The sequence below is a fragment of the Cohnella abietis genome (assembly GCF_004295585.1).
GTDB lineage: Bacteria > Bacillota > Bacilli > Paenibacillales > Paenibacillaceae > Cohnella > Cohnella abietis.
Window position 1 is genome coordinate 207673 of record NZ_AP019400.1, and the last position, 25223, is coordinate 232895.

23 protein-coding genes and 1 riboswitch are annotated in these 25223 nt (G+C 44.7%); of the genes, 14 read left to right on the forward strand and 9 right to left on the reverse strand.

From position 1 onward, the window contains the following. Positions 1–10: 10 nt before the first annotated feature. Positions 11–679, forward strand: a complete 669-nt coding sequence (locus KCTCHS21_RS00945; protein ID WP_130604712.1) for an NAD(P)H-binding protein — start codon at positions 11–13, stop codon at positions 677–679. A gap of 71 nt (positions 680–750) precedes the next feature. On the opposite strand, the gene motB is transcribed toward KCTCHS21_RS00945, so the two are convergent. After that, positions 751–1587, reverse strand: coding sequence for a flagellar motor protein MotB (gene motB / locus KCTCHS21_RS00950; protein ID WP_130604713.1), 837 nt, complete (start codon positions 1585–1587; stop codon positions 751–753). Next, positions 1568–2374 (reverse strand): flagellar motor stator protein MotA, encoded by an 807-nt coding sequence (gene motA, locus KCTCHS21_RS00955; protein ID WP_130604714.1) that lies wholly within the window; start codon positions 2372–2374, stop codon positions 1568–1570. Before motA ends, motB begins: the two co-directional genes overlap by 20 nt. Positions 2375–2560: 186 nt before the next feature. After that, a riboswitch (cobalamin riboswitch) is annotated at positions 2561–2748 on the forward strand. 265 nt (positions 2749–3013) lie between these two features. Between motA and KCTCHS21_RS00960 the strand changes: the two genes are divergently transcribed. Together KCTCHS21_RS00960 and KCTCHS21_RS00965 are read left to right on the forward strand one after the other, a co-directional pair. Then, positions 3014–5776 carry an S-layer homology domain-containing protein gene (locus KCTCHS21_RS00960; RefSeq protein ID WP_130604715.1) on the forward strand — a complete coding sequence of 921 codons (2763 nt, stop codon included), beginning with the start codon at positions 3014–3016 and terminating at the stop codon, positions 5774–5776. A 91-nt stretch (positions 5777–5867) separates the two neighbouring features. Next, a complete protein-coding gene (locus KCTCHS21_RS00965) occupies positions 5868–6155 on the forward strand; it encodes a 4a-hydroxytetrahydrobiopterin dehydratase (protein ID WP_130604716.1) in 288 nt (95 codons plus the stop codon). Positions 6156–6241: 86 nt separating this feature from the next. Here the strand turns inward: KCTCHS21_RS00965 and KCTCHS21_RS00970 are convergent, their stop codons facing one another. After that, a complete protein-coding gene (locus KCTCHS21_RS00970; RefSeq protein WP_130604717.1) occupies positions 6242–6445 on the reverse strand; it encodes a DUF378 domain-containing protein in 204 nt (67 codons plus the stop codon). A 111-nt stretch (positions 6446–6556) separates the two neighbouring features. Further along, positions 6557–7042 (reverse strand): GNAT family N-acetyltransferase, encoded by a 486-nt coding sequence (locus tag KCTCHS21_RS00975; protein ID WP_130604718.1) that lies wholly within the window; start codon positions 7040–7042, stop codon positions 6557–6559. Positions 7043–7223: 181 nt separating this feature from the next. Here KCTCHS21_RS00975 and KCTCHS21_RS00980 point away from each other — a divergent pair, with 181 nt between their 5' ends. The 6 genes from KCTCHS21_RS00980 (at position 7224) to KCTCHS21_RS01005 (ending at position 14647) form a co-directional block, all read left to right on the forward strand. After that, positions 7224–8414, forward strand: coding sequence for an MFS transporter (locus KCTCHS21_RS00980; RefSeq protein ID WP_232058018.1), 1191 nt, complete (start codon positions 7224–7226; stop codon positions 8412–8414). Between the two features lie 57 nt (positions 8415–8471). After that, the gene (locus tag KCTCHS21_RS00985; RefSeq protein ID WP_130604719.1) at positions 8472–9323 is read left to right on the forward strand and encodes a sulfurtransferase; all 852 of its coding nucleotides are present in this window, start codon (positions 8472–8474) and stop codon (positions 9321–9323) included. A gap of 608 nt (positions 9324–9931) precedes the next feature. Continuing rightward, a complete protein-coding gene (locus KCTCHS21_RS00990) occupies positions 9932–10660 on the forward strand; it encodes an HIT family protein (RefSeq protein ID WP_130604720.1) in 729 nt (242 codons plus the stop codon). After that, the gene (locus KCTCHS21_RS00995; RefSeq protein WP_130604721.1) at positions 10632–11240 is read left to right on the forward strand and encodes a hypothetical protein; all 609 of its coding nucleotides are present in this window, start codon (positions 10632–10634) and stop codon (positions 11238–11240) included. Before KCTCHS21_RS00990 ends, KCTCHS21_RS00995 begins: the two co-directional genes overlap by 29 nt. Before the next feature lie 34 nt (positions 11241–11274). Beyond that, positions 11275–13779 carry a nucleoside triphosphate pyrophosphohydrolase gene (locus KCTCHS21_RS01000; RefSeq protein WP_130604722.1) on the forward strand — a complete coding sequence of 835 codons (2505 nt, stop codon included), beginning with the start codon at positions 11275–11277 and terminating at the stop codon, positions 13777–13779. Positions 13780–14272: 493 nt separating this feature from the next. Then, complete coding sequence (locus KCTCHS21_RS01005; protein ID WP_130604723.1) at positions 14273–14647, forward strand: DUF2812 domain-containing protein; 375 nt, start codon at positions 14273–14275, stop codon at positions 14645–14647. A gap of 295 nt (positions 14648–14942) precedes the next feature. On the opposite strand, the gene KCTCHS21_RS01010 is transcribed toward KCTCHS21_RS01005, so the two are convergent. The 3 genes from KCTCHS21_RS01010 to KCTCHS21_RS01020 all read right to left on the reverse strand — a co-directional run bounded on the left by KCTCHS21_RS01010 (position 14943) and on the right by KCTCHS21_RS01020 (position 16686). Beyond that, positions 14943–15245 carry a PadR family transcriptional regulator gene (locus KCTCHS21_RS01010; protein WP_130604724.1) on the reverse strand — a complete coding sequence of 101 codons (303 nt, stop codon included), beginning with the start codon at positions 15243–15245 and terminating at the stop codon, positions 14943–14945. Positions 15246–15269: 24 nt separating this feature from the next. Beyond that, entirely contained in the window at positions 15270–16085 is an 816-nt protein-coding gene (locus KCTCHS21_RS01015) for an RDD family protein (RefSeq protein ID WP_130604725.1), read from the reverse strand. Positions 16086–16266: 181 nt separating this feature from the next. Continuing rightward, positions 16267–16686 (reverse strand): zinc-ribbon domain-containing protein, encoded by a 420-nt coding sequence (locus KCTCHS21_RS01020; protein ID WP_130604726.1) that lies wholly within the window; start codon positions 16684–16686, stop codon positions 16267–16269. A 393-nt stretch (positions 16687–17079) separates the two neighbouring features. Between KCTCHS21_RS01020 and KCTCHS21_RS01025 the strand changes: the two genes are divergently transcribed. The 5 genes from KCTCHS21_RS01025 (at position 17080) to KCTCHS21_RS01045 (ending at position 23391) form a co-directional block, all read left to right on the forward strand. Next, positions 17080–17649: a YkoP family protein gene (locus KCTCHS21_RS01025; protein ID WP_232058019.1), complete on the forward strand. Its 570-nt coding sequence runs from the start codon at positions 17080–17082 to the stop codon at positions 17647–17649. A 335-nt stretch (positions 17650–17984) separates the two neighbouring features. Further along, the gene (locus KCTCHS21_RS01030) at positions 17985–19520 is read left to right on the forward strand and encodes a hypothetical protein (RefSeq protein WP_130604727.1); all 1536 of its coding nucleotides are present in this window, start codon (positions 17985–17987) and stop codon (positions 19518–19520) included. A gap of 296 nt (positions 19521–19816) precedes the next feature. Beyond that, entirely contained in the window at positions 19817–20137 is a 321-nt protein-coding gene (locus tag KCTCHS21_RS01035; RefSeq protein WP_130604728.1) for a PadR family transcriptional regulator, read from the forward strand. Beyond that, a complete protein-coding gene (locus KCTCHS21_RS01040; RefSeq protein ID WP_130604729.1) occupies positions 20124–20726 on the forward strand; it encodes a DUF2812 domain-containing protein in 603 nt (200 codons plus the stop codon). Before KCTCHS21_RS01035 ends, KCTCHS21_RS01040 begins: the two co-directional genes overlap by 14 nt. A gap of 295 nt (positions 20727–21021) precedes the next feature. Beyond that, positions 21022–23391: an FG-GAP-like repeat-containing protein gene (locus KCTCHS21_RS01045; protein ID WP_130604730.1), complete on the forward strand. Its 2370-nt coding sequence runs from the start codon at positions 21022–21024 to the stop codon at positions 23389–23391. A gap of 396 nt (positions 23392–23787) precedes the next feature. Here KCTCHS21_RS01045 and KCTCHS21_RS01050 read toward each other — a convergent pair whose 3' ends face one another. Both KCTCHS21_RS01050 and KCTCHS21_RS01055 read right to left on the reverse strand, forming a co-directional pair. Next, positions 23788–24090: a PadR family transcriptional regulator gene (locus KCTCHS21_RS01050; RefSeq protein ID WP_130604731.1), complete on the reverse strand. Its 303-nt coding sequence runs from the start codon at positions 24088–24090 to the stop codon at positions 23788–23790. 24 nt (positions 24091–24114) lie between these two features. Then, positions 24115–24930, reverse strand: coding sequence for an RDD family protein (locus tag KCTCHS21_RS01055; RefSeq protein WP_130604725.1), 816 nt, complete (start codon positions 24928–24930; stop codon positions 24115–24117). Positions 24931–25223: the final 293 nt, after the last annotated feature.

The window sequence follows — 25223 nt, forward strand, 5'->3', positions numbered from 1 at the left end:
AGGATGAAGCATGGCTAAAACAGCTATTGTTGCAGGAGCTACAGGACTTATCGGATCTAGTCTCTTAAATCGTCTGTTAGCAGATTCTAGATATGAGACGGTCATCGCTCTTTCTAGGAAAGCTCTGCCAATCAGCCATCCTAAGCTCAAGGTTGTTGAGGTCACTCTCGAATCCTTGCCTAGCGTGGCTCCAACGTTGGAGGCTGACGATTGGTTCTGTGCACTTGGAACGACAATTAAACAAGCAGGCTCCCAAGAAGCATTCCGCCAGGTTGATTATGAGTATCCATTAGTGCTTGGACAGCAAGCAGCAGCTTCTGGCGCCAAACAGTTCCTGTTAGTCTCGTCCATCGGATCATCGGCATCTTCTTCTATTTTCTACAGTCGGGTTAAGGGTGAGATTGAAAGGGATTTAATCGCTCTAGCACTGCCTAAGCTGCATGTCTTCCGTCCATCGCTGCTAGTAGGAGAACGAGCAGTAAGCAGGCGGGGAGAGTGGCTATGGGTGGCTACAATGAAGGTGTTCGATCCCTTGCTGTGGGGCTCCCTTCGTAAGTACAGATCCATTAAAGGGGAGGATCTGGCTACTGCAATGATTCATGCTGCAAACCTGCCTAGCTCGGCGGGGGTACATATGTATCATGGTAAACAGCTGGAAGAGCTGCGTAGGGCACAATAGTTGGAGTCACATTATAGAAAAAGGAACGTCGCAGAGAAGTGACCTCTTCTGCGACGTTCCTTGTAATAACACTACTTCTTAGCTGTTTCGCCTTCTTTGGCAATTGCAGATAACGTAATTTCTTTGCTGCCGTCCGTTGGCTCCAGATAGTTACGAAGAATAGATACCTCAACCCGCCGGTTAGTTGCGCGGCCCGCATCTGTAGTATTACTTTCAAGCGGTCGGAATTCGCCGTACCCAATAGCGCTGAAGCGCTTCGGATCGAAGGCTGAATTCTCTAATAATATTTTCATGAAATTGATCGCACGCTTGGAGCTAAGCTCCCAGTTGGACGGAAATTCAGCTGTATTAATCGGTTGATTGTCTGTATGACCAGTAACCAAAATCTCGTAGTCAGGATACTGCTGCAGCATCTGACCGATTGCAGAGGCTAGCTTCTGCGAATCCTGTTTAATATTGGCGCTACCAGATGGGAATAAGGCATTATCCCTAATCGTAATAAGAAGCTGTGAATTATTCAATTGTGTATCCAGTGCGGAGGAAAGTCCGTTTTTCTTAATATACTTATCTAGCTGCTGCTTAAGCTCTTCTAGGTTCTGTTGCTCCTCTTGCTTAAGAGTTTCCCGGGACTTGTCTTTCCGTCCTTCATCTCTGCGAGGGAGAGTCTGGTTAGAATTTTTCTTAAGCTTATTATCTTGTGTAAGTCCGCCATTATCAAGAATACCGATTCCCGTACTAAAGGCAGATTTGAAGGCTTGGCTCATTTCCTGTAATTTAGCCGTATTAACCGAGCTAGCGGCGAAAAGAACAATAAACAAGGCTAATAGCAACGTCATGAGATCGGAATAGGGGAGGAGCCAGGATTCGTCAATATGCTCCTCATGTGGTTCATGCCGTTTTTTGCTCACGTTGCGAATCCTCCTTCTCAGCGAACGCCAACCGCTCCGTCGGTGTGAGGAACACTAGAAGTTTTTGTTGAATTGCAATAGTTGATACGCCTGATTGGATAGAGAGCAGACCTTCAACCATCATGAGCTTAAGATCAACCTCACGCTTGGAGAGACGCTTAAGCTTGTTGGCAATAGGATGCCACATAACGTAACCGGTAAATATCCCGAGCAGGGTTGCGATAAAAGCTGCGGCTACAGCATGGGCGAGCTTCTCCATCTCGGCTAGATTTCCTAGGGCTGCGATAAGTCCGATAACCGCTCCTAGTACCCCGAGTGTCGGTGCATACATCCCTGCTTGGGAGAAGATGAGTGCTCCGCCACGATGGCGCTCTTCTGTTGCTGAGATATCTTCTAGTAGAACATCCCGTACGAAATCTTGATCATTGCCGTCAATAATCATGCGCATGCCGCTTTTAAGGAAGTTATCTTCGATTTCGTCTACACGGGCTTCGAGTGCGAGCAAGCCCTCACGGCGGGTAATCGTTGCCCATTCCATGAACATGCTAATCAGTTGTTGTCGTGGGAGTAGCTTTGGCTCTGCAAATATTAGCTTAAATAGCTTGGGAACCTTAGCAAGCTCCGACATAGGAAAAGCGACCATGACGGATGCAACCGTTCCGACGAGGATGATGACATAAGCAGCCGGATTGGTGACCAAGCTTGCGAGTGGTGCTTTTTTAAGAATCATTCCGAATATCAGAGAGAAAAAACCTAGAAACAAACCAATAATAGTTGAATTTTTCATCGTACACCCCGGCATATGGAAGATTGTTATGTACGGATTAGGAGTTTACTCTCACAACCGACACGATAATAGGTTTATCGACATCTGCTTGCCAAAGCTTTAGAGGATATTGGTGTTTTTCACAAATTCATAACAAGCTTATCCAATAGACAGCCCCTAGCCTGCATGTTAAGATGGCTACACAAGTGAATAAGGCGGAAAACAGGTGCTCGCAAGAGCTTAATAGGGAAGTCCGGTATAACTCCGGCGCGGTCCCGCCACTGTCAATGGGGAGCCAATCGGAAAAGCCACTGAAAGGTCGAAGGACCTTTGCGGGAAGGCCCGAGGAGTGAAGATCCATGAGCCAGGAAACCTACCTGTTTTGACAAGCACCCGATTATCCTACGAGGAATAGGGGAGGTGTGGCGGCATATTGCGGGACTATCTTGAGCTATTGGGCTACTAGAGTACCGCGGCAGAGTATAAGGCTCATTCTTTCCCGTTATCGGGCGAATGGCCATCGCGCAAGTGCGCGCGTGAGCTCTGGAGCCATCACGCAGACATCTTTCCAGTGGGGGAGATGTTTTTTTGTTGCGCGTATTCAGGTAAGAGTAGGTTAACCTTCGCTGCAAGGCGGAGACATTCGAAGAGGAGTGTGGAATGATGTACGGGGAAGCGAAATCAGGTTCAAGAGCAAGCTGGAAGGCATGGCTGCGTAGCGGCTTGGCATTGGTATTGTTGCTGCAATTATCATTAGGTACATGGGCGAATCAAGCACAGGCTGCGGATGCAGCAGCTGAAACAACAACGAAAGAGACAGCTGTAGTAGCTTCTGCTCCTACTAGAGAGCAAGTGGGTCAAGCGGTTACTTCCTTACAGACCCTTCTGAGCAAATCAAATCCGATTGGTGACTGGGATGCTTTCGGTCTTGCTCGTTCAGGAAAGGATGTATCCAGCCGTTATTTACCTGAGGCAAATAAAAGCGTAGATAGTGGCAAGCTTCGGTTAGTAACGGACTACGCACGCGTTGCATTGGCTATTAATGCTAATGGAGGCGATGCTAGCAAGGTAGGAGCGGGTAAGGTTAACTTACTTAGCAAGATCGCTAACTTCGAGAAGCTGACAGCACAGGGCATTAATGCGCCAGCTTTTGCTCTTCTCGCGCTAGATGCAGCAGGCTATCAGCCAGGAGCGAAAGACACTTGGTCAAGAGATAATCTAATTAAATGGTTGGTCGATCATCGTAACACCGATGGCGGCTGGTCTCTTGGCACAGGTAAGAGCGATGTTGATATTACAGGAATGGTACTGACTGCTCTTGCTCCTTATAAGGATAATAAAGATGTTACTGGTACTATAGATGAAGCTATTGTTTGGTTATCGAATGCTCAGCGGGATACAGGTGGTTTCGGCAATCCAACGGAATCCAGTGAAAGCTCTGCGCAGGTGCTTATTGCCCTTACTTCTCTTGGGATTAATCCTGTAGATGATTCGAGGTTCGTGAAGAACGGCAAATCAACTCTTGCAAGACTGTTAGAATATCGCTTGAAGGATGGTCAGTTCTCGCACGTAGCAGCAGGTAAAGCCGATGCTATGGCGACGTTCAACGCGTTGCTTGGATTAACAGCAGTTGAGCGTTGGATGGATGGACTTCCAAGCCTGTATTCGGGAGTCAATTCAGCAACGAAAACAAATGTTACCGTTAACGGTATATCAGGTATCCTTGCAACGGGTTCTGTAACAGGTAAGACGGCACTAGAAGCATTAGTCAATGTGCTTAATGGCTCCAATGTTACTTATGCTGTAGAACGTGATCCGAAGTACGGACCTCTTCTAATTTCGGTAGCGGACTTGGAAAATGATAAATTTGGCGTATATGACGGCTGGCTGTACGCGGTCAAACGCGATGGCGCATGGGTGACAATTGGGGAAGGCATGAGCTCCTTCGCTCTTCAAGCAGGTGATGAGCTTTCTGTTTACTATGGCAGCATGGAAACGGCGCTTATCCACTCCGTGAAGCTCGAGCCAGCAGCTCTCCGTGAGGGACAACCTGCCATCGTGAAGGTGGAGAAGGAAACCTTTGATTGGGACTCTGGCAAGTTGATCGTCAGTGCCGCTGAGGGTGCTCAGGTTAAAGTAGGCGGACAAACAGTTACAACGGATAAGGATGGCAAAGCAGAGCTGAAGGCACCGAAGGCTGGATCCTACAGCTTGACTGTAGACGGCTATCGCAGTGACGCTGTACCTACTTACTTATCATGGACATCCAATATTCAAGTCGCTTCCTATTTCAAAAAAGCACTCGTACGTATTGAAGGGGATGCTGGGGTATTAGCTTCCGGGTATGCTCAAGGCGGAACAGCATTGGAAGCGATAGAACAGCTTCTAAAGGCTAACGGTGTTAAGTACGAGGTTGTAGATTCCAAATACGGTAAATATATTGAATCCATTGGTGGCATTACTGCCAAAAAATACGGCGGCTACGATGGCTGGTTGTTCGCTGTAGTACGAGACGGCTCGTGGGTCATTCCGGGTGAGGGAGTAGGCACATTCCTGTTAGAGGATGGAGACGAGGTTGTTGTATACTACGGGGACGCAACTAAATTAGTTGATCCTGTTGTGATCACACCTGCTCAGCCTAAGCCAGGCAAGGCGTTCACAGTAACAGTCACTAATCGTGCATGGAACTGGACGGACAATAAATTTGATCCTGCACAACCCGTAGTCGGCGCTACAGTAAGTATTGGCGGCATTACAGTAACTACTAATGATAAAGGTCAGGCGACACTGAAGGCCTTGCCAGAGGGCTTATATTCATTGCAGGTGATAGGATACGAGAAAGACAAAGCACCAAGTGTTGTGCGCTCGGTTACTTCCCTGCCGATTGTAGGCAGCTATAAGGATCAAAGCAAGATTGCTGCATGGGCTGTGGATGCTGTTAATATTTCTAGAGGGGCACCGCTCCTACTTGGCATAAATGATGGCAAAGAATTGTTCCAACCGCAGCAAGCCGTTACTCGTGCGGAATTTGTTGCCGCACTTGCTCGCGGTCTTGGCTTGAAGCGTACTAGCAACGTACCTTTCAAGGATGTTTCAAGCGAAGCGTGGTATGCAAAGGATGTAGGAGCTGCCGTTGCAGCTGGTCTTGTTAGCGGAGTTTCCAAGGATAGCTTCGCACCAGACGCGACGTTAACAAGAGAGCAAGCTGCAATTCTACTAACGCGTGCACTTAAGCTTAAAGCGACGACAACAACTAAGCTTGTTGATGCTGAGCAAATCAGTGCAAGCGCAGTGGCAGCAGTGCAAGCTGTTATTGAACAAGGCTGGATGACTCCTTATGTAGGTAAGTTCTCTCCTAAGGCTACGTTATCTCGTGAACAAGCAGCTGTAATTGCGGTTCGGGTAATGTCTGCAAATAAATAACAAATCTACGCGTTATACGGATACACTATGCCGGAGGGATTACCTTCGGTGTAGTGTTATTTTATTAGTTTGCGGGAGGGGCATAGATACGATGGTCAAGCATCCATTGTTAAATGAAACGGAGCTCGAATTAGCGTTGCTTGAGCTGGGGAGTTGGAAGGTTGAAGAGGGAAAGTGGCTCGTGCGTAAGCGACTGTTCGGAACTTTCCCGGAAGCTATTGCATTCGTGAACCAAGTGGCTGTAATCGCAGAGGACATGAATCATCATCCCTTTATCGGGATCGATTTTAGACGCGTCACGCTAAGACTAACCACCTGGAACTCTGGAGGTTTAACGGCATTGGATATCCATTCTGCCAAGGCTTATGACCAATTATAATGAAATGCGAAATAGAAAGAAGCAAACGGGACTATTCTTAAGCGAGTGAATCGCCAAGAATAGTCCCGCAGCTTAGAAACGGTCTGTTAAGCGTCTCTGGATACTTTGGGAAAAAGTGCGATCGCATAGAGAGCTGCTATACCAATTACCGTATAGACAATCCGCGAGCCAACTTCATCCGTTCCTCCGAAGATTTCACTGACAACGTCGTACTCGAACAAGCCGACAGAAAGCCAGTTTAATCCACCGAGAATAATGAGAATCAGACTAATGACATTTAGTGCCTTCATTTTCAGAAACAGCCTCCTTATTGGGCCTAGAAGCCCTTTTTGGTGAAACTGCCTGACAGGAGCACACTCACTCTTGTTGTTCCCTATAGTTGTATGAAAGGGACTGCCTTGTTATGCCTTTTGCCACACCATGCAGAACACACTCACGTAACCATGAGAAGCTCGGCGGTCATATCCGTCTGTGATAATAAACCCTATTTTCTCGTATACACGGATGGCACGTTTGTTCCATTGCTCCACTTCGAGGTCGATTTCTGCTTCAGGCTCCCTACGGCAAGCTTCTTCCACAGCCAGCCTCGCTAAGGCAGGTCCCCAGCCTTGATCGCAGCAATCTGGTCGTAATCCCATCCCAATGCGTAAGGTGCGATCCATAGGAAACAATTGAATATATCCGATTAACGAATGATGCTCATCCCGGACGGCCAAATACTGCTTACGCCGGATTTCGTCATCACCGAACTCTAGGTTTTGCTTCAGCATAGTCTCCCAAGGAGGCCAGCGATAAAGATTATACGGCTCCGGATAACGCCAATCACAGATAAGCCGGCTATCTTCTTCGGTCATGGAGTCTAACTTAAAGTGGGGCGTCGTTACCATACAGCAGCTCCTTTGTTCAGTATAAACCTATTATATAGGTTGTTTTAAGACAGCCCAATGACATTTTACGCGTATACGTTATAATTCACTAAATCCCATAAGGAAAGACCCAACACGGGGCAATCTATCGTGGTATGATAATAAAGCTAGATGAATGGGAATTGCAGAGGAGATAGAGATAATGGCACGGCTAGTTTTCTTAGGTTGTATGGCATATTTAGCAGTAGGGCTCGGACAATTGGTTGTCGGTACGATTATGGAACCGATGGTTGACGCATATGGCGTTCAGTATGGAGATGGTGGACAGCTTGTCATGAACCAGTTTCTTGGCGGGATGGTCGGTATTGTGCTTGCCCCTTGGTTAATTAAAATAATCGGAAAGAAGACACTGCTGCTCTCAGCACTCGGACTTATGGTTATTGCGCAAGTGGTTTACTTCTTCAAGCCAGATTGGGGAGTTATGCTTGCTATGGGTCCTTTAGCTGGTTTTGGCTTTGGGACGACGGAAGCAGTCGTGGGCTCGTTTATTATTGGAGCTGCGGTAGGTAATGCCAATGTGGCGATGAGCCGTGTTGAAGTATTTTTCGGGGGCGGAGCTCTGCTGATGCCTTTTGCAGGTGCTTGGCTCATTTCTAATGGATATTGGTCCGGTGCTTTTCTCGTGGTCGGAGCTACGGCCGTCATTGCGATGCTGCTATGGTTAATATACTGGCCGAAAATATTGGATCAACCGGGGGGACTAGCAGCAGATAAGGCCGTTCGTACATCGAATACGGGCATCAGTCGTTCGAGGGTTCGTGTTGTGCTTATCGCTTGTTCCTTGTTCTTCGCTGTCTATGTCGGGCTTGAAATGAGCTTGACTCATTATTTGCCATCGATGCTCGTTAATAACAACGGTCTATCCGATTCCACAGCTGCGCTGTCCTTAAGCATATTCTGGGGTGCGATGGTCGTTGGTCGTCTCTTCGCGGGACATACTGCAGATCGTTGGGGCGGAGCGGCTTATTTGTTGGTCACGTGTATAGTGACAGCTATTCTGTTCATTATAATGGGCGGAATGGATAGCGTATGGGCAACCTATATATTGGTTTTCTTAGCAGGACTTGCGATGTCAGGAATGTTCGCTATTGCTCTCGTGTTTGTTAACCGTGCTGCACCTGGAATGACGGAGAGAACAACGAGTCTCATGATGGCTTTCGGTGGAGTTGGTGGGGCGTTAATGCCGAAATTAACAGGATGGTTTCTGGATGAAAATGGTACCGAAGCGACGCGGTGGCTGTTCGCCGTATTCGCGGTGGCTATGCTTGGAACTATGATTTGGGCACTCATTGCAACGAGACCATTGCGTCGAGATTCCAAAGCAGCAGCTTGAGTATAGCGGTGTGAAGATAATAGATTAATTAAACTAGTTAAGGGTGGTTTACTAATCATGAAACATATTGTACCCGTCAAATGGCTGTTAGCTCGCCTATATGAGCCAGATATACTTATTGTGGATTGCCGGTTCCAGCTAGGTCAACCGGATGCCGGACGCAAAGCCTATGAGGAATCGCATATTCCGGGCGCTGTCTATATAGATTTGGAGCAGGACTTATCTGCTCCAATTGGTGAGCATGGTGGTCGTCATCCTCTGCCTAGTATTGAAGAGCTAGTTAAGAGACTTGGTCGGTCGGGAATTAGCAACGAGCAAAGGATTGTTGCTTATGATGATCAAGGCGGGGCTATGGCTTCGAGATTGTGGTGGATTCTGAGCTACTTGGGGCATTCCTCTGTGTATGTGATGGAGGAAGGACTGGCGGGATGGCAGAAAGCCGGATTACCTGTGTCAGCTGACAAGACAGTTATTTTCCCAAAAACATTCGTACCTCAGCCACGTCCGGAGATGCTAGCAGATATGCAGGAAGTGAAGTCTAAGCTAGGCACCGTGGGCGTCACCTTAATCGATTCGCGTGAAGCTCCTCGCTATCGGGGTGAGGTTGAGCCTATTGATCCGGTTGCCGGGCACATCCCAGGCGCAATCAACTTCTTCTGGGGTGAGGGTCGTCGTGCGGACGGAACATGGAAGAACGGCGACGAGCAGCAAGCGCGTTTTGCCGACTTGTCCCAAGACGATGAAATCATTGTCTACTGTGGCTCAGGCGTAACGGCCACGCCTAACGTCCTCGCGCTTCAGGAAGCGGGATTTACCCGTGTGAAGCTTTACGCTGGTAGTTGGAGTGATTGGATTTCTTACAGTGAGAATCCGGTTGCGGTGGGGGGAAGAGAAACGATAAGTGAATAGTGGTGTATCAATTTCGAATTTTGAGATGCGAGCATTTGCCTCGGTAAAGTATTCAAATGGCCCCGAATCAATAAGGAGTCAGCATTCGGTTACTGAAAGGTTTGCGGTACGGTAATGCCGGATGCCAATATTCCTTTCTTTGCTTATAAATAAAGAAGGTCAGAACCTTTCGTTGGAAGGTGCTGGCCCTTTTAAATTATATTGGATCATTGGCGGTTTGAAATCAATTCAACGACTAAACTTCATTACATTGAAGTCAACATCTTAAGTTGGTGCGATTTGAGTCAACATGAAGTCAACCACAACAAGAGGAGGTTAAAAATCAGTTGAGGTGAACTATTTCAATCAGAGTGAGAATGTTTGGCTTTTAACTATATGTGGGTAATTAGCGTCGCCATCTAGATGTGTGAATAAATATCAGTTTTGAAAGTCAAGTGGAAACACGTCGAGACTACTGAATACATAATTTGAAGAAAGATAAAACCAAAGAGGACTGCCTTGCATAGAGTTACTACTGAGATTCCAGAGCAACATAGTCTGATTCCTCTTGCCTTTCTCTCCAAACTAGAGGAAAATGATTATGAATAAGCAATAAGGGGGATGAGACGATGACGAATGATCACAATTGCCGGTTTTGCAAGGTTGCTGACCCTGTACATTTCGGTAAGGCCGATACATTTTGGGACCGTCCTTTATTAGAAACCAAGCACTTCTTTGTTGTTCCAAGCCTAGGTCCCTTGGTTGAGGGCTGGCTTTTAATTGTCACCAAAGAACATCATATTTGTATGGGATCGCTAGATAAAGCGGAAACTATTGAGTTAAAGCAACTACTTGACACGACTAGTTCTTTGGTCCGCTCCATCTATGGACCGATAGCCGTGTTCGAGCACGGACCTGTTGAATCCAAGTTGCCCGTTGGATGTGGCGTCGATCATGCGCATATACATGTCGTGCCCGTGTTAGATTCACTAATTGAAGCAGCTTCACAATGGTGTGATACAAAATTTGTATGGGATAATGTATCGGGCATTGAAGCTGTGCGAACACCTTATATGCGTAGCCAATCCTATCTTTACATCCATCAAGATGGCTTCACTCCTATGCTCTACGACGGCATCGGAATTCCAAGTCAACTATTCCGCCGAGCAATTGCAGGTTCATTGGGCATTGCTGATCGTTATAATTGGCGTGAAAATGCCAATGAATCTGTTATTGCAAAGACGATCGAGCGTATTACGCCGGCACTTCAACAGGTGTCACCGGAAGAATTAATTCGGTACGGAGGCGGTGTGGTTGACAGAGCATTCGATGAAGCAACCTTCAGAACAATCGACTGATTCTACTTCAGTGGCTCAATATAGCAGTCATGTTCAACAGCAACCATCAATAGCTCAGATTAATTGTGAACCTACAATCGCTGAAAATTGGCAGACCAAATATACGGACCGGAATGCTATCAAACAAATTTGCAAAGAGGCGATTTATCTAGTTTGTTTGCTAATATGCATTCCAATACTTATGCTACTAGTTTGGAATGGATGGATAGCTCAGTTCTTCGGATTAAACGAACCATTCATTATTGGGTTTCGAAATAATGCTTTGGCTTGGCTTGGGGGTATGCTGGGCGGTACATTGTTTTCTATTAAATGGCTTTATCACAGCGTCGCAAGCTACACCTGGTATCAGGATCGCTTTTTATGGCGGGTCTTAACACCACCTCTATCTGGGGCACTTTCTTTTGCTATTATTTTATTAATTTCTTCAGGGTTTATCAATATTTTCGATAAGACTGCATTAAGCAATCCCTCAACAATAGTGGGACTGGGATTTCTAAGTGGATATTTTTCCGACAGCGCAATTGCTAAGATGACGGATGTAGCCAACACCTTATTTGGGACATTAGATAAGAAGAAATAGTAAATAAAATAATGTCAAGCAACTGGAGGTTTTGATGGACGAATATGTGGTAATGGGAAAAGAGTGGTTTGATCAAACGGGAACATTTGAATACGATGCTGATCTCGTCGGCCAAAAATCAATCGGGCTAGCTTGCTTACCCTCTGGATGGACACCCGCTTACGCTGTAATTACGACTTCTGTTTTCATGCGCTGGAAGCTTGAATCGACCCATGATATGATGGGTCGATTAAGCTGGCTAGCGCCTTTTTTATCGGGTTGGGTAGATAAGCTTGCAGGTTCGTTCTCACAAGTTATTATACGTTCGAGCGCAGTAAATGAGTCGCTAGAGGACCGTGGGACCTATACTAGCCGTGTTTGTGATGCGAATTGCGAGACAGTAATTGGTGAGCTTAATCAGTTATATCATGATTTTGCAGAAGGTTCCCCACATCAGGAGGGCCCAGCTATAGCCTATATTATTCAAGGCTATTTGGGGCGACACCGATTTGGTCATCTTTCTAATGAACGGAGAGTGCAGAGGAATCGTAATAACTGGCTTTATGAGATAGAGGGCGGTGACTCAGCAACGGTTCCTAGTAGAGGTGTATTGACAAGTAACATCAAGCACTCAGTCGGATTACTCGATTCGAGGCTCAATTATGCCCTTAGGCAGGTCGCTAACTATTTCTATACAAAGGATCAGGATCAGCGTGTTCATCTCGAATGGGTTCATGACCATATGAACCGTCTATGGTTGGTGCAAGTAGATGTGGAAGTCACCAAACCCAATAGTGCTCCCGGATCTGAATGGAGAACATTTGAAACGGACGAAAAGTTGACTGATATTCGTTTTAGTGTGTTTAAATCTGATTATCATGTATCGGATAAGTGGGATAAAATAAAGTGCATTCGTGATTTTCGTGATGCAGGCATTCCTTACGGTGAAGTATTTGTCTTGGAAGAAGTGGAAGTTTTGAGAGAGCTTGCCGGAGGCTCTGTTTCAGAAAAGCTGCTTCAAGATATCAATTACTTGTTAACGTACCCCATTGTTATACGGACAGATGTAAGTAAGGGCAAAAAAAAAGAAGGTTTTCTGTTTCCTCGGACCGAGACAGCGATGAGTGCTGACGTAGCTATTAAATTTTTGTTGGACAAGGTGCAATACTTTTTGAAGAGCGGTTTGGATTTTCCTGATTTCTGTTTCATTGCTCATCGGTTTATTGTTTCTAGATCTTGTGCCTTTGCTTTTAGTAGACCAGGATCACCACAAGTAATTGTAGATGGCAGTTGGGGATTGCCGGATGGATTGCTATATTATCCACATGATACGTACCACTTGACAGAAGGCAGGAAAGGCCTGACTCTTCGCAAACATATTCGTTGTAAGGTAGATTATCTTGATGTGGATACTGTCGGAAATTGGGTTAAGAAGCCAAGTGGTGATAATTGGGATTGGGCAGAGTCACTGAAAGAGCATCAACTCGGGCTTATCTTCCAGCATACACGAGCATTGGCCAAGCAGTTGAATAAACCGATACAGCTGATGTTCTTTGTTGGGGTACATCCTAATTCTGGACATCCTGATGTTTTGCCTTGGTTTTATACGGACCATACCATCGGTGCATTTACTCTGGATTCATCGCAACGTTACGGAATGAAGCGGGAGCTTGTTACCAATGACGCAGACTTGAATGAGTTGAAGAGGAAGCTTGAAAAACAATTTGGGAAACCCAATTTCATGATTCAGATTAAGCTTACACCTCAATTTCTTCGCAACGAGAAGCTATTGGAGGAGATCTCGTCTGTTGCTATAGCACATTCAATTCCTGTGGAGCTAGAAGGGAGCATTTTGAGCCATGCTTATTACATCTTGCAGAAAAAGGGTGTTCGTGTGCTTTGTCCCGATGTTATGGATGACGATTCACTCAATGATACCCAGACTTTTGGCAAGCTGGTCCGCGATAAGATCCCTGAGTTAATTCAATCTCATGGCGAGAGAGCAACGGTCGTACAATTATCTGTTGTCCAACGTATAGCTTATTTAAAAGCAAAAGCGATTGAAGAAGCATTGGAATTGAACGGCGAAACAGATCCAACGAAAGCCTTTGAGGAGTTAGCAGACTTGTACGAAGTGATGAAGGCGTTACTCCAAATTTACAAGCGGTCATTTAAAGAGCTCGAAGAGGAGGCTGCCCAGAAGCGTTCGATACGCGGGGGATTCGAACAAGGGATTGTGTTACTGGAAACGAGTAATCTTCCTCTTCTCGATGTGCAGGCTCATGGATTGTTTGAGGTGGAGAAGACTTCAGTTTTGCGGATGAATTATACGGATCACGAACAGGAGCTTCGTCTGTCTCTTCAACCTCAATTAAAAGATGGATGTTTAACGATTCCGCTCGTTCCTTCACCAATTGAGAAGCCAAATACTTCAACGACCATTCATCGGTTAAATGGTGGATACGAAGTGGCGGTCAAATATCAAGGTAAATCGGTTGAAGTTTCAATTCAGGAGGCGGGTAACGGAGATATCGATCCGAATCAGCTTACGTTATTTTGAGGATGTCGATATGAAAATATCGACTCAGCCTATGAGTAAAAATCCTGTGGCGGAAGAAATAAGAGCAGAAAGGTGAATAGCAGTATGTAAATTCTGAATACAGAGCATGGCGAATACAACGCCTTCGCTCCGTATTTTTTTATGTTTGAAGCCAACACGGAGTCAACAGTTATGCCGTGTAAGTATATAAAGTTAGGAGGGACTGAGCGAGTCATCTTATGCCCATGTACACATAATAAGGTTAGGGACAGTAGGTACAGTCGCTTATACAAGAATACCGTCTCTTTGTTTTGTTTTCCTACATGAGATCTAACGGGTGGCTCTTCTAAGTTAAGAGGTTATAGACGTAAATGATGGAATTAATTAGAAGTCAACAGAAATGTCTGTATAGGTAACGGTAGATGGCCTTGGAGTCGTCTAGCGTCTTGGCTCGAAGGAAGAAACCCAGATAATATTCGAGTGGATGCTACAAGGCGACCACAGCTGAAGTCAGTTGTTCGTCGAAGGATTTGCTTGCGAAAAGATCAGCTCGTTCGGCTCGTATACATTCCAGCAGTCAAACCGCAAAATGGTAATCCGTCTGGATTATCAGGATTATATGAGTGCGGAGAAATTTGGAGAATATAAAATGACTTATTCGGATTTCGGATGGACTCATCTGAAGGGCAGCCGCTGGGGGAGCATACAATATTGGCAAAAAAACGCGGATGGCCGCGACGAGATTTTTTCAGATGCCGGATCGCAGGTTGCTTATTATAAACGCCTTATAAAGTATTCCCTGATGACAGCATGTCTCTTTTATATTTATACAATGATCATGTTCAAAGGGAATATTTTCGTAGCCCTTTTTGATATCAAATTTATCTGATGCAAAGCCTCTTTCAAGTGGTTAATTTCTTTCATAATTCTTCCTCCAAATCGAGCGAACGCTCTCATGTTCTGTGCCAACACAAAAGGGCCGGGAAGTCACCCATCACAGGTGTCTCCCCGGCCCTAGCTCTGTTTAGTTGGAAGAGATCTGACGAGGCACTCTGTACCAAGTCAACACGTTAAGGATAAGAAAAATGGCATCAACATGAAATCAACTGAAATGCAGGGACTGGCATTTTGTTGTTGAAGAAACCTTCTACTGAGCTTTTTGGTTAGCAATATAATGATCTATACTAAAAGTTTATCCCGAGTGAAGAAACACCTCGGAGTACGGTTCTCCACTCTTCTAACATTTGATTCAAATAATCCTCGCCGGAAGGAGTAATACCATAGTATTTTCGTGCTGGACCGTTCGGTGATTCCTTTTGCGTAATGTTGGTATAGCCGGTTGTATTTAACCTACGAAGAATGGTATAAATGGACCCCTCATAAACATCCGGGAAAACCTGTCTAACGGATTTCATAAGTTCATATCCATACAGCGGTTCGTCTTTAAGCTTAAAGAGAATACACATTTCAAGTATTCCTTTTTTCATTTGGGCTTCCAAATTAATCACCTCTTACACATCTGACACAATGGTGTCGGCAAGCATATCGTGAAGTGCTTTATGTTCTTTTGTAAATAAGATTGTAAAAATAGATATAAGGGGAAGAATTGGGATGGAGTTGAGGAGCGTTTTACCTAAAAATTCCCGATAAAAAATAGCTTTAGTCGTAGTCGGTTCGGTACTCGAATATCGAATTTGGATGTGCATCAGTTTCTTGCCGATCGTCTGCCCTTTGAATAGTAGGGTGCAAATCAAGGAATAGAAAACATAAAAGACAAGACACATAATTGCCAGAATAGATCTGGCAGGCATCGGGTGTTTGGCATTCTTTCGTTGTTCCTCTACGACCGTTCGGACCCCGTTTTCGTTGTCCACAGATTCTGTTCTCGAACTGATGGCTACCGATGAAGTGGAATCGCTTGTTGTATAGATCATAAGCGCTTGAGTTGCCAAAACTCCGTTTGCGGGGCTAGGATAGGCAGCAATCAAAAAATAGGGAAGCGAATAAGCTCCTATAAAAATCGATAATAGTAGCATGGGAATTACAGCGATAACCGCATCTATGAGGTAAGCGCATATACGACGGCCAGGATTGGTTATGCGTTTATTCAGTTGCTTAGTTCCTTGGTTGCTATGTTCTTCTAATAATGATTTTGCTATAAACGCAGGTGAACCAAGCTCTTTTGAGATTTCCTCGTCGGTTCTTCCATCTTCTTCACCGGAGATAAAAAAACTTTCGTAGTCGGACAAAATATCTTTTAATTCGTCCGGTGATACTCGTGTTTCTAAGTTTAATTTTAATTCACGTAGAAATTCAGATCGTTTCATGCGGTTATCCTCCGATACTGATTATTAAACAGTAGAATGGTTTTAGTATAGATTACTACTGTTCAATAAACAATACTGAATTTTTGTTAGATGCAATTAATAATTAGCACTAGTTATTTTCCCATAAAACTAAAAAAAGCCCGCCGACCTGCTAAGGTTGACGGAATTTTCATGTTATCAATTAGGTTTTACGTCGTTGCAGGCCATATCCTACTAGGCCACCAGTACAGGCTCCAAGTAAGCTAAACAAGAATAAATATTCTCTCCCTTTACGCAATGCTGTAGAGATATGACTGTCAGGATCACCCGATTTTCTTAGCACGTGATTAACAGGATCATAGTAGCTTCCCTTAATTAGATTCATTACAGAAGGTTTTTCTCCTCTTCCGGCACTTTCAGGAGCAAGGCTAAACCCTATTGCTCCCCCAAAAAGCAATCCTACAAGTATGCTGACAATAACGATTGTTTTTTTACTAGAAATAAGAGGAGTTTTATTAAATTCCTTTTTTTCATCGTTAGGAGTCCTAGCTTTCCCACACTCGGAGCAAAACACAGCATCTTCATCATTTTTATTACCACAATATGTACAATGTAATCCCATTCAAGCCCCGCCTCATATGTTTGATAAAGGTAATTATGCAAACCCCTCCACTATATCACGTAAACCATTATATATCCTTCTGAACCTCTGTCAAAAGATTCAGTTGCTCCGCCGTTAGATTGTCAGAGGTCGGGTATCATTTATTGAGTGGTAACAGTATATCGATATTGAATACAGAGCGCGTGGGATGACCATTCGCTGCTCTGTATTTTTCCTCAGGAAGAGTAGAATTTCTTTGGCCTTTTTATCAATGTTGCTCATTCGTCTAGCATAAGACGGTATTTCGGACACTAGAAGGTATTGTTTGTCATATTACAGTATGGCACTACCCGATATTACATCGCGCAAACCATCATTAAGAAAGCAAGATACAGAAGAAAGTAGGAGAGCGCGATGGAAGCAACATTATCGAAAAGAGCGGTGCAGTCCCTATGGATGAAGTGGGAGGGTATATTTGACTGGATTACAACCTTTCGCAGCGCATCGATTAAACAATACGGCATTTGTAAATTAGTTGTGAAGCGCCACCATGGGAGGACGTTAACCTGTTATGACGGACATCAAATTAGAAGCGGAGATTGGGTTGGAGAGCTTCATCTGGACAATCGAAAAGTGATGGAGCTTACGCGAGAATTAGGGGCAGATCGGGCGGGGCTGAGCATTGCGCGTATGTTTCGGGCAGCGATCAAACAAATTCGTCTGGAACTGAACGATAGTCCGGAGCTGAATCAAATTCAGGCATTAATGGGAATTACGTTGCTCCATCGGGGAATCACCTATGGTACCGGCTTTGAACATCATCTGATTAAGGTGAAATGGCAGCGGCTGTGGTACGGGTATTATCTTCGCTTGCTGCTCAGAGTCATGCATCCAGAAGGGAAGCGGCGTATGCGGCAAAATAGAGAGCAGCTTTCGCCTATGCTAATGATGATGAGCACACCGGCGCTGAAGACGCGTGGATGATATAGGACTACTGGACCCCGAAGTCAACTAGGAGTCAACACGCGGTTTCTGAAAATACTTACAGTTCGAAGGGGAATCGAGCTTGCGCTCATATGCTCCAAAATACACTGTACAGACAAACAAAGGGCCGGAACAGCAGCCCACTTTGACACTCCAGCGCAATTCTACACATGTTGCAGATAATAGCATAAGGTGAGAACCGTGTACTGAAAATGATAGCTGTTGGTAGAAACGGAAATATTCTGTCTCCGTGTGGTAGTTTTGTATGAGTTAGACATCAGATGTTGTACAATAATGAAAAAAACATCAGCAGAATCGACAGGAGAGGATAAATTTTGAAATTAAGTACAAAATTTCGCACGTCACTTTTGTTAATAGTGGTATTACTGCTAATCGGAGGGCAGCTTTCTTACGCCGAAGAGCAACAGAAGATTAGAACGGATGTAAATTTCGAATATGTTGTGGATAGAACGAGCGGTGATGCAGTCCCAACGGTGACGATCACGACTACAGACTATGCGGATGGCTACGCTTCCCATAAAGATACATATTCTTTTGAGAATCTAGCCATTAAGAAGCTAAGCATAGGTAAGTTGGATTTTGATTCTTATCAAAGCTCGGGGAATATGTACAGCTTGGAAGGAAGCAGTAAGGTTTACTGGAATGACAATTATACGATTAAATCAAAAACGGAACTCTATATCTCACGTCTGTATGAGTTTGATAGAGTGACGAAAAAGATGAAGGTGATTAAGGAACTAACCGGAAAAAGCAGATATAACGGAAGAATAGATATTTATCCTAAATTCAAAGCCTATGCGATAAATCCGGACAGTTATAACTCTGACAACAAAAATAATGTTGAGATTTACTCATTGTTTAGCAATAAGCTCCTAGGCAAAGTGGGATTCGTAAGAATGGAGTCTCAAGAGGTGTCACTGAACGATACCGCTAACCGTTTTACCCGTCTTTTGGCACCCAAGACGTTGCTCGTTGGAAAGTACGAAAAAATGATTGGAGATAGAGGTCAAGCCTATGTAGGTTATTCCTTATTCGAGATGTCTTCAAGTGGAAGCGTAACAAAGCTAGAGGATCTTCCTAAGAATGCGAAGGTAATGTGGGAGAAGAAAGTTGGCACCATCACCTATGCTAACTATTATGATACCAAGAGTAAGCACTGGTTTATTGGTAGCAAGACGAGCGGCAAAAGCAGCTATACTCCGCTTACGCGGGTGGGAACGGACGCAGTGGCGTACTTCTCACCTAATGATAAATACTTAATCATTACGGAGTATAAACTCGACGCGAAAACTAAGAAGCGTACATCTTACGTCACGCTTGTGATCGATGCCAAGAAGGGCAAGTTACTCTATGAGCTTCCAGCTTTTAATATAAAGAGCAAATATCATGACTATAGGTGGGCATACGGTGATGATCTGGTTAGAGTATATTGTTTTGGATATGCAAGAGATGGATATTTAAATCTATCTACTGGAATTTTCACTAGCAGCTATAACGAATCGAGAGTGGATGAGACTACTTCTTATACAGGTAATTATGCGGACTTGCTTTCTCCTGAGATTAGCCCAGCGTTCATGCTTGATAACGATACACGGATCACACTTCCGGCTCAGGGTGCATTCTTTTCGGATAAAGGCATTTGGTATGTAGGTTTGAACGATTTTGCCGAAGCCATTGGTGCGACTGTGACCAATGAGGATGGGAAACTGACTGTAAGCAGAAATAATAAAGTAATGAAAATAAATCCAGTTACAATCATCTCTTTCCGGAATCAAGCATATGTGCCTATGAAGGATTTGAGGAGTGGTCTGGGTCTTAAACTCCAAATAAACGCTGAGGAAAACATTTGAAGCAAAATCCAGCAGCTGGAGTGATTGGATTTCGTATGAGGAGAATCCAGTTGCGGTGGGGGAAGAGTAAGAACGGAAAGAAACTAATAGTGTGTTAATTTTGGATACATCGCCACTTGAGGAAAATACCTAGGGCGATGTATTTTTTATGCCCGAAATCAACATGGAACCAACAATCGTGTGATATAAGCAACTTCATTATGGTGATTATACAGTTGAAATGTATAGTTGGACTGTATATAATCTTATTAAGTTCAACTATTCAGTTTAACTGTATAAAGAAAGAAGGCGAACGAATGAAGCACCAACTGCTCCCGCTGTCGGAGACGATGCACTATATTTTGTTGGCGTTGAAGGAGCCGCTTCACGGGTATGCCATAATGCAAACGGTTGAGCACATGAGCAGAGGGACCGTAATTCTGGCGGCAGGAACGTTATACGGAGCCGTGGAAAATTTGAGCAAGCATGGCTGGATCGAACCGGTGGCAGGTGAAACGGGACGCCGCAAAGTGTACCGGATTACAGATGACGGAGTAAAAATACTGGAAATCGAACATAAACGTTTGCAGCATTTACTATCACTCTATGAAACGAGGGAGTACGATGAAAAAACTTAGATTGTTCGCCAATCTGCTAAAAGAGGAAAAGTGGCTAAACGACCGATTGGCCGAAGGATTTGCTTGCGAAAAGATCAGCTCGTTCGGCTCGTATACATTCCGGCAGTCAAACCGCAAAATGGTAATCCGTCTGGATTATCAGGATTATATGAGTGCGGAGAAATTTGGAGAATATAAAATGACTTATTCGGATTTCGGATGGACTCATCTGAAGGGCAGCCGCTGGGGGAGCATACAATATTGGCAAAAAAATGCGGATGGCCGCGACGAGATTTTTTCAGATGCCGGATCGCAGGTTGCTTATTATAAACGCCTTATAAAGTATTCCCTGATGACCGCATGTCTCTTTTATATTTATACAATGATCATGTTCAAAGGGAATATTTTCGTAGCCCTTTTTGATATCAAAGCAAGCTATTTAACCAACGGTTTATGGGAGATGGAAGGTTCAAAATTCTGGTTGGGGTTTTTATTCGAAACCCCTTTTGCTATGCTGCGCTTCTTGCCAGCCTGGATTTGCACGGTCGCCTGCATCATGTTCCTATACAGCTACATCCAATACAATAAAAAGAAGAATAACTACATTTGAGGGACTGCTCCCTAGAGTGAGGTCCTTGCGGGCAACGACAGTTGGAGTGACTGGATTTCGTACAGCGAGAACCCGATTGCAGTGGGGGACGAATAAGAGTCGAAAGACGTATAATAGTTTATTGATTATTAATACAGAGCGCGGTGGGTTTGATGCCGTCGCTCTGTATTTTTTATGGTCGTTTATCTGATGCAAAGCCTCTTTCAAGTGGTTAATTTCTTTCATAATTCTTTCATAGCGCTATGTTAGACTTCGAATTGATGAACTTCACAATAAGAGAGAAGAGGATAAACAAATGAAATTTCTAACACGGCAAAAATCCCTATTTGTAAAAGTTGCGTTGGCAATCGCTCTACTATTTACGGTACAGACGCCTTTGCAATCTTTTGCAGCACCCTTTCAGAGTAAGACTAGCTATTCGACAGGCATAAGAACTTCTGATGTAACTAGCGCCGATTTTAACAACGATGGTCATCTAGATCTTGCTGTTTCAAGCTTATATTCTTCCACTTCCAACATCTCAGTTCGACTTGGCAATGGAGATGGAACCTTTGGAGCTTCGACCCTATACGATGCCGGAGGTAAGGCTGAAGCCATAACGACGGCGGACTTTAATGGGGATGGGAACGTCGATTTGGCAACCGCTAACAGGGATTCTAATACGATTTCCGTTCTACTAGGAGATGGCAACGGGAACTTTGCAAACGCAAAAGTTACTCCTATAGGCACCAGCGTTTTTTCTCTTGCTGCAGCGGATTTTAATAAGGATGGGAAAATGGATTTGGTAGTGTCCCCTTCTGGAAGCCAAGTTGTGTATGTGATGCTGGGGAAGGGTGATGGAACATTTGAACCTCAGAAATATGTCGTCACCGGGGCCAGGTCTTATCAAGTTGCGACTGGGGATTTTAATGCGGATGGTAATGCAGATTTTGTGGTTTGTAATTTTGATGATGGTACAGTTAGCGTTCTCTTAGGGAATGGTGACGGGACCTTCGAACCCAAAGTAGATTATACAACTGGGCAAAACCCTCGAAGAGTAGTTATCGGTGATCTGAACAAGGATGGACACTTAGATTTGATTACGAGTAACTACTCGGGTACTGTTTCTATTCTACTGGGGAAGGGTGACGGTACATTTAATAGCACGGTTAATCAAACTACTGGAGGGAACGAACCGTGGGCTGTCTTAATTGGGGACTTCACAGGCGATGGGGAAGTAGATCTATTAGTGGGCAATTATGCCTCTACCACTCTCTCGATCTTGACTGGCCGTGGTGATGGAACCTTTGAAACAGCAACTACCAATAATATTGATTTGAGCAACGTAATCAACTTTGTTAGCGGTAATTTTAACGGCGATAGCGTGTTGGATGTGGTACTTGTTAGTGAATCTTCAACTAATCTCTACGTTCTTCTAGGTAATAGTAGAAATGCAGATTTACAAGATTTGAGCCTGTCAGCAGGGACAGTACTGAACATACCATTCAGTGCGGGTACACTCGGTTATACGTCGAGCGTAGACTATAGCGTGTATGAAATAAGAGTAACGCCGACCGTATTCGACCCTACGGCTAGGGTGACGGTGCAGATGAATGGCAGTGGCACGCCAAAAGTGGTAGCCAACGGGGCTGCGAGCAGCGCTCTGCCATTGATCGTAGGTGTTAATACCATTGAAGTCGTGGTCACTGCGCAGGATGGAACTACAAAGAAGACATACACGGTGGATGTAACACGTCAGTCCCAGCCTCCTAGCTCAGGAGGGGTCGTTACGCCTACACTCAGCGCGAATGCGAATCTTAACGAATTAAGCCTAACAGGGGGAGCAGCGTTAAGCCCTGCGTTTACTTCAAACGTATATAGCTACACGTCGAGCGTGGCGAATCACATAGAAGGTGTTAGCATAATCCCAACGTTGGCGGATGTGAAAGCGAACGTTAAGGTAAGGGTGAATGAGGGAGCGCTAGAGGCAGTTACTAGCGGAAGCACGAGCGGTACGTTGCCGCTGAATGTGGGAAAGAACGTGCTAGATGTGATCGTGACGGCCGAGGATGGCACAAGCAAGAGTTATACGATTTCCCTAACTCGTCAGACCGAGACAGGAACTAAGCCACAGGAGGCTGTATGTACATTCACAGACATTGATGGGCACTGGGCAAAGGCAGCGATCTGTGAGGCAGCGGACCTAGGGATTGTTGAAGGTGTTAGTACAGATACATTTGCACCGGATAGAACCGTTACTCGAACGGAGTTTGCGATTATGATGCTGCGCACACTTCAAATCCCAATTGGCAAAGAGCCGGGCACTCTTCCGTTCAGTGATAAGGAAAGCATTCCAGATTGGGCAGCGACATCAATCTCCGCAGGTGTAACTGAGGGGATGCTCGATGGTTACTCGGACGGCACGTTCCGCTCGCAGCAGACTATTACACGGAGCGAGGTGGCTGCAATGATTGCGAAGGTAATGAAGTGGACGGCAACAACCGAGCGTTATTCAAGCTATGCCGACGGCACTAGCATTCCGGAGTGGGCACGAACCTATGTGGAGGCAGTATATGTGAGAGGGCTAATGCAGGGTCGCGGAAACAATCAGTTTGTACCAAATGGGATTACGACAAGAGCGGAAGCTGCAGTCATGCTGCTTAGGCTACGGAACAATATGAAATAAATGTTGGTCCCATAAGGTGAAGCTGTATGCGGGGAGCTGGAGCGATTGGATTTCCTACGCCGACAACCCGATAGCTGTAGGTGATGAAAAAGAGCCGAGAACCCGATTGCAGTGGGGGACGAATCTTAAATACAGAGCATTGTAAGATCATGCGCCTGTACAGGCTGTCCAGAATGGGCCGAAGTCAACACGGATTCAACACTTAGTCGCTGAAAATACTTACAGCGCGGCTCCAAATCGAGCGCGCGCTCTCATGTTCTGTGCCAACACAGAAGGGCCGGGAAGTCACCCATCACAGGTGTCTCCCCGGCCCTAGCTCTGTTTAGTTGGAAGAGGGGGCACTCTGTACCAAGTCAACTCTACTGAGCTTTTTGGTTAGCAATATAACGATCTATACTAAAAGTTTATCCCGAGTGAAGAAACACCTCGGAGTACGGTTCTCCACTCTTCTAACATTTGATTCAAATAATCCTCGCCGGAAGGAGTAATACCATAGTATTTTCGTGCTGGACCGTTCGGTGATTCCTTTTGCGTAATGTCGGTATAGCCGGTTGTATTTAACCTACGAAGAATGGTATAAATGGACCCCTCATAAACATCCGGGAAAACCTGTCTAACGGATTTCATAAGTTCATATCCATACAGCGGTTCGTCTTTAAGCTTAAAGAGAATACACATTTCAAGTATTCCTTTTTTCATTTGAGCTTCCAAATTAATCACCTCTTACACATCTGACACAATGGTATCGGCCAGCATATCGTGAAGTGCTTTATGTTCTTTTGTAAATAAGATTGTAAAAATAGATATAAGGGGAAGAATTGGGATGGAGTTGAGGAGCGTTTTACCTAAAAATTCCCGATAAAAAATAGCTTTAGTCGTAGTCGGTTCGGTACTCGAATATCGAATTTGGATGTGCATCAGTTTCTTGCCGATCGTCTGCCCTTTGAATAGTAGGGTGCAAATCAAGGAATAGAAAACATAAAAGACAAGACACATAATTGCCAGAATAGATCTGGCAGGCATCGGGTGTTTGGCATTCTTTCGTTGTTCCTCTACGACCGTTCGGACCCCGTTTTCGTTGTCCACAGATTCTGTTCTCGAACTGATGGCTACCGATGAAGTGGAATCGCTTGTTGTATAGATCATAAGCGCTTGAGTTGCCAAAACTCCGTTTGCGGGGCTAGGATAGGCAGCAATCAAAAAATAGGGAAGCGAATAAGCTCCTATAAAAATCGATAATAGTAGCATGGGAATTACAGCGATAACCGCATCTATGAGGTAAGCGCATATACGACGGCCAGGATTGGTTATGCGTTTATTCAGTTGCTTAGTTCCTTGGTTGCTATGTTCTTCTAATAATGATTTTGCTATAAACGCAGGCGAACCAAGCTCTTTTGAGATTTCCTCGTCGGTTCTTCCATCTTCTTCACCGGAGATAAAAAAACTTTCGTAGTCGGACAAAATATCTTTTAATTCGTCCGGTGACACTCGTGTTTCTAAATTTAATTTTAATTCACGTAGAAATTCAGATCGTTTCATGCGGTTATCCTCCGATACTGATTATTAAACAGTAGTATGGTTTTAGTATAGATTACTACTGTTCAATAAACAATACTGAATTTTTGTGATATGCAATCAAGATTGGTTTGTACTTGGAATATAAAAGATATATGACAATGCCAATTCAACAGCTGGAGTGATTGGATTAGCTAAGCGGGGAATGCTGTTGTTGTCGGGCCGGGGGTCCAAAATGTAACAACTGACGATCATTCGTATTTTTATCATGCATAAAAACTCTGCCCTCAAATCGGTCAGAGTTGCAGCAATCAAAT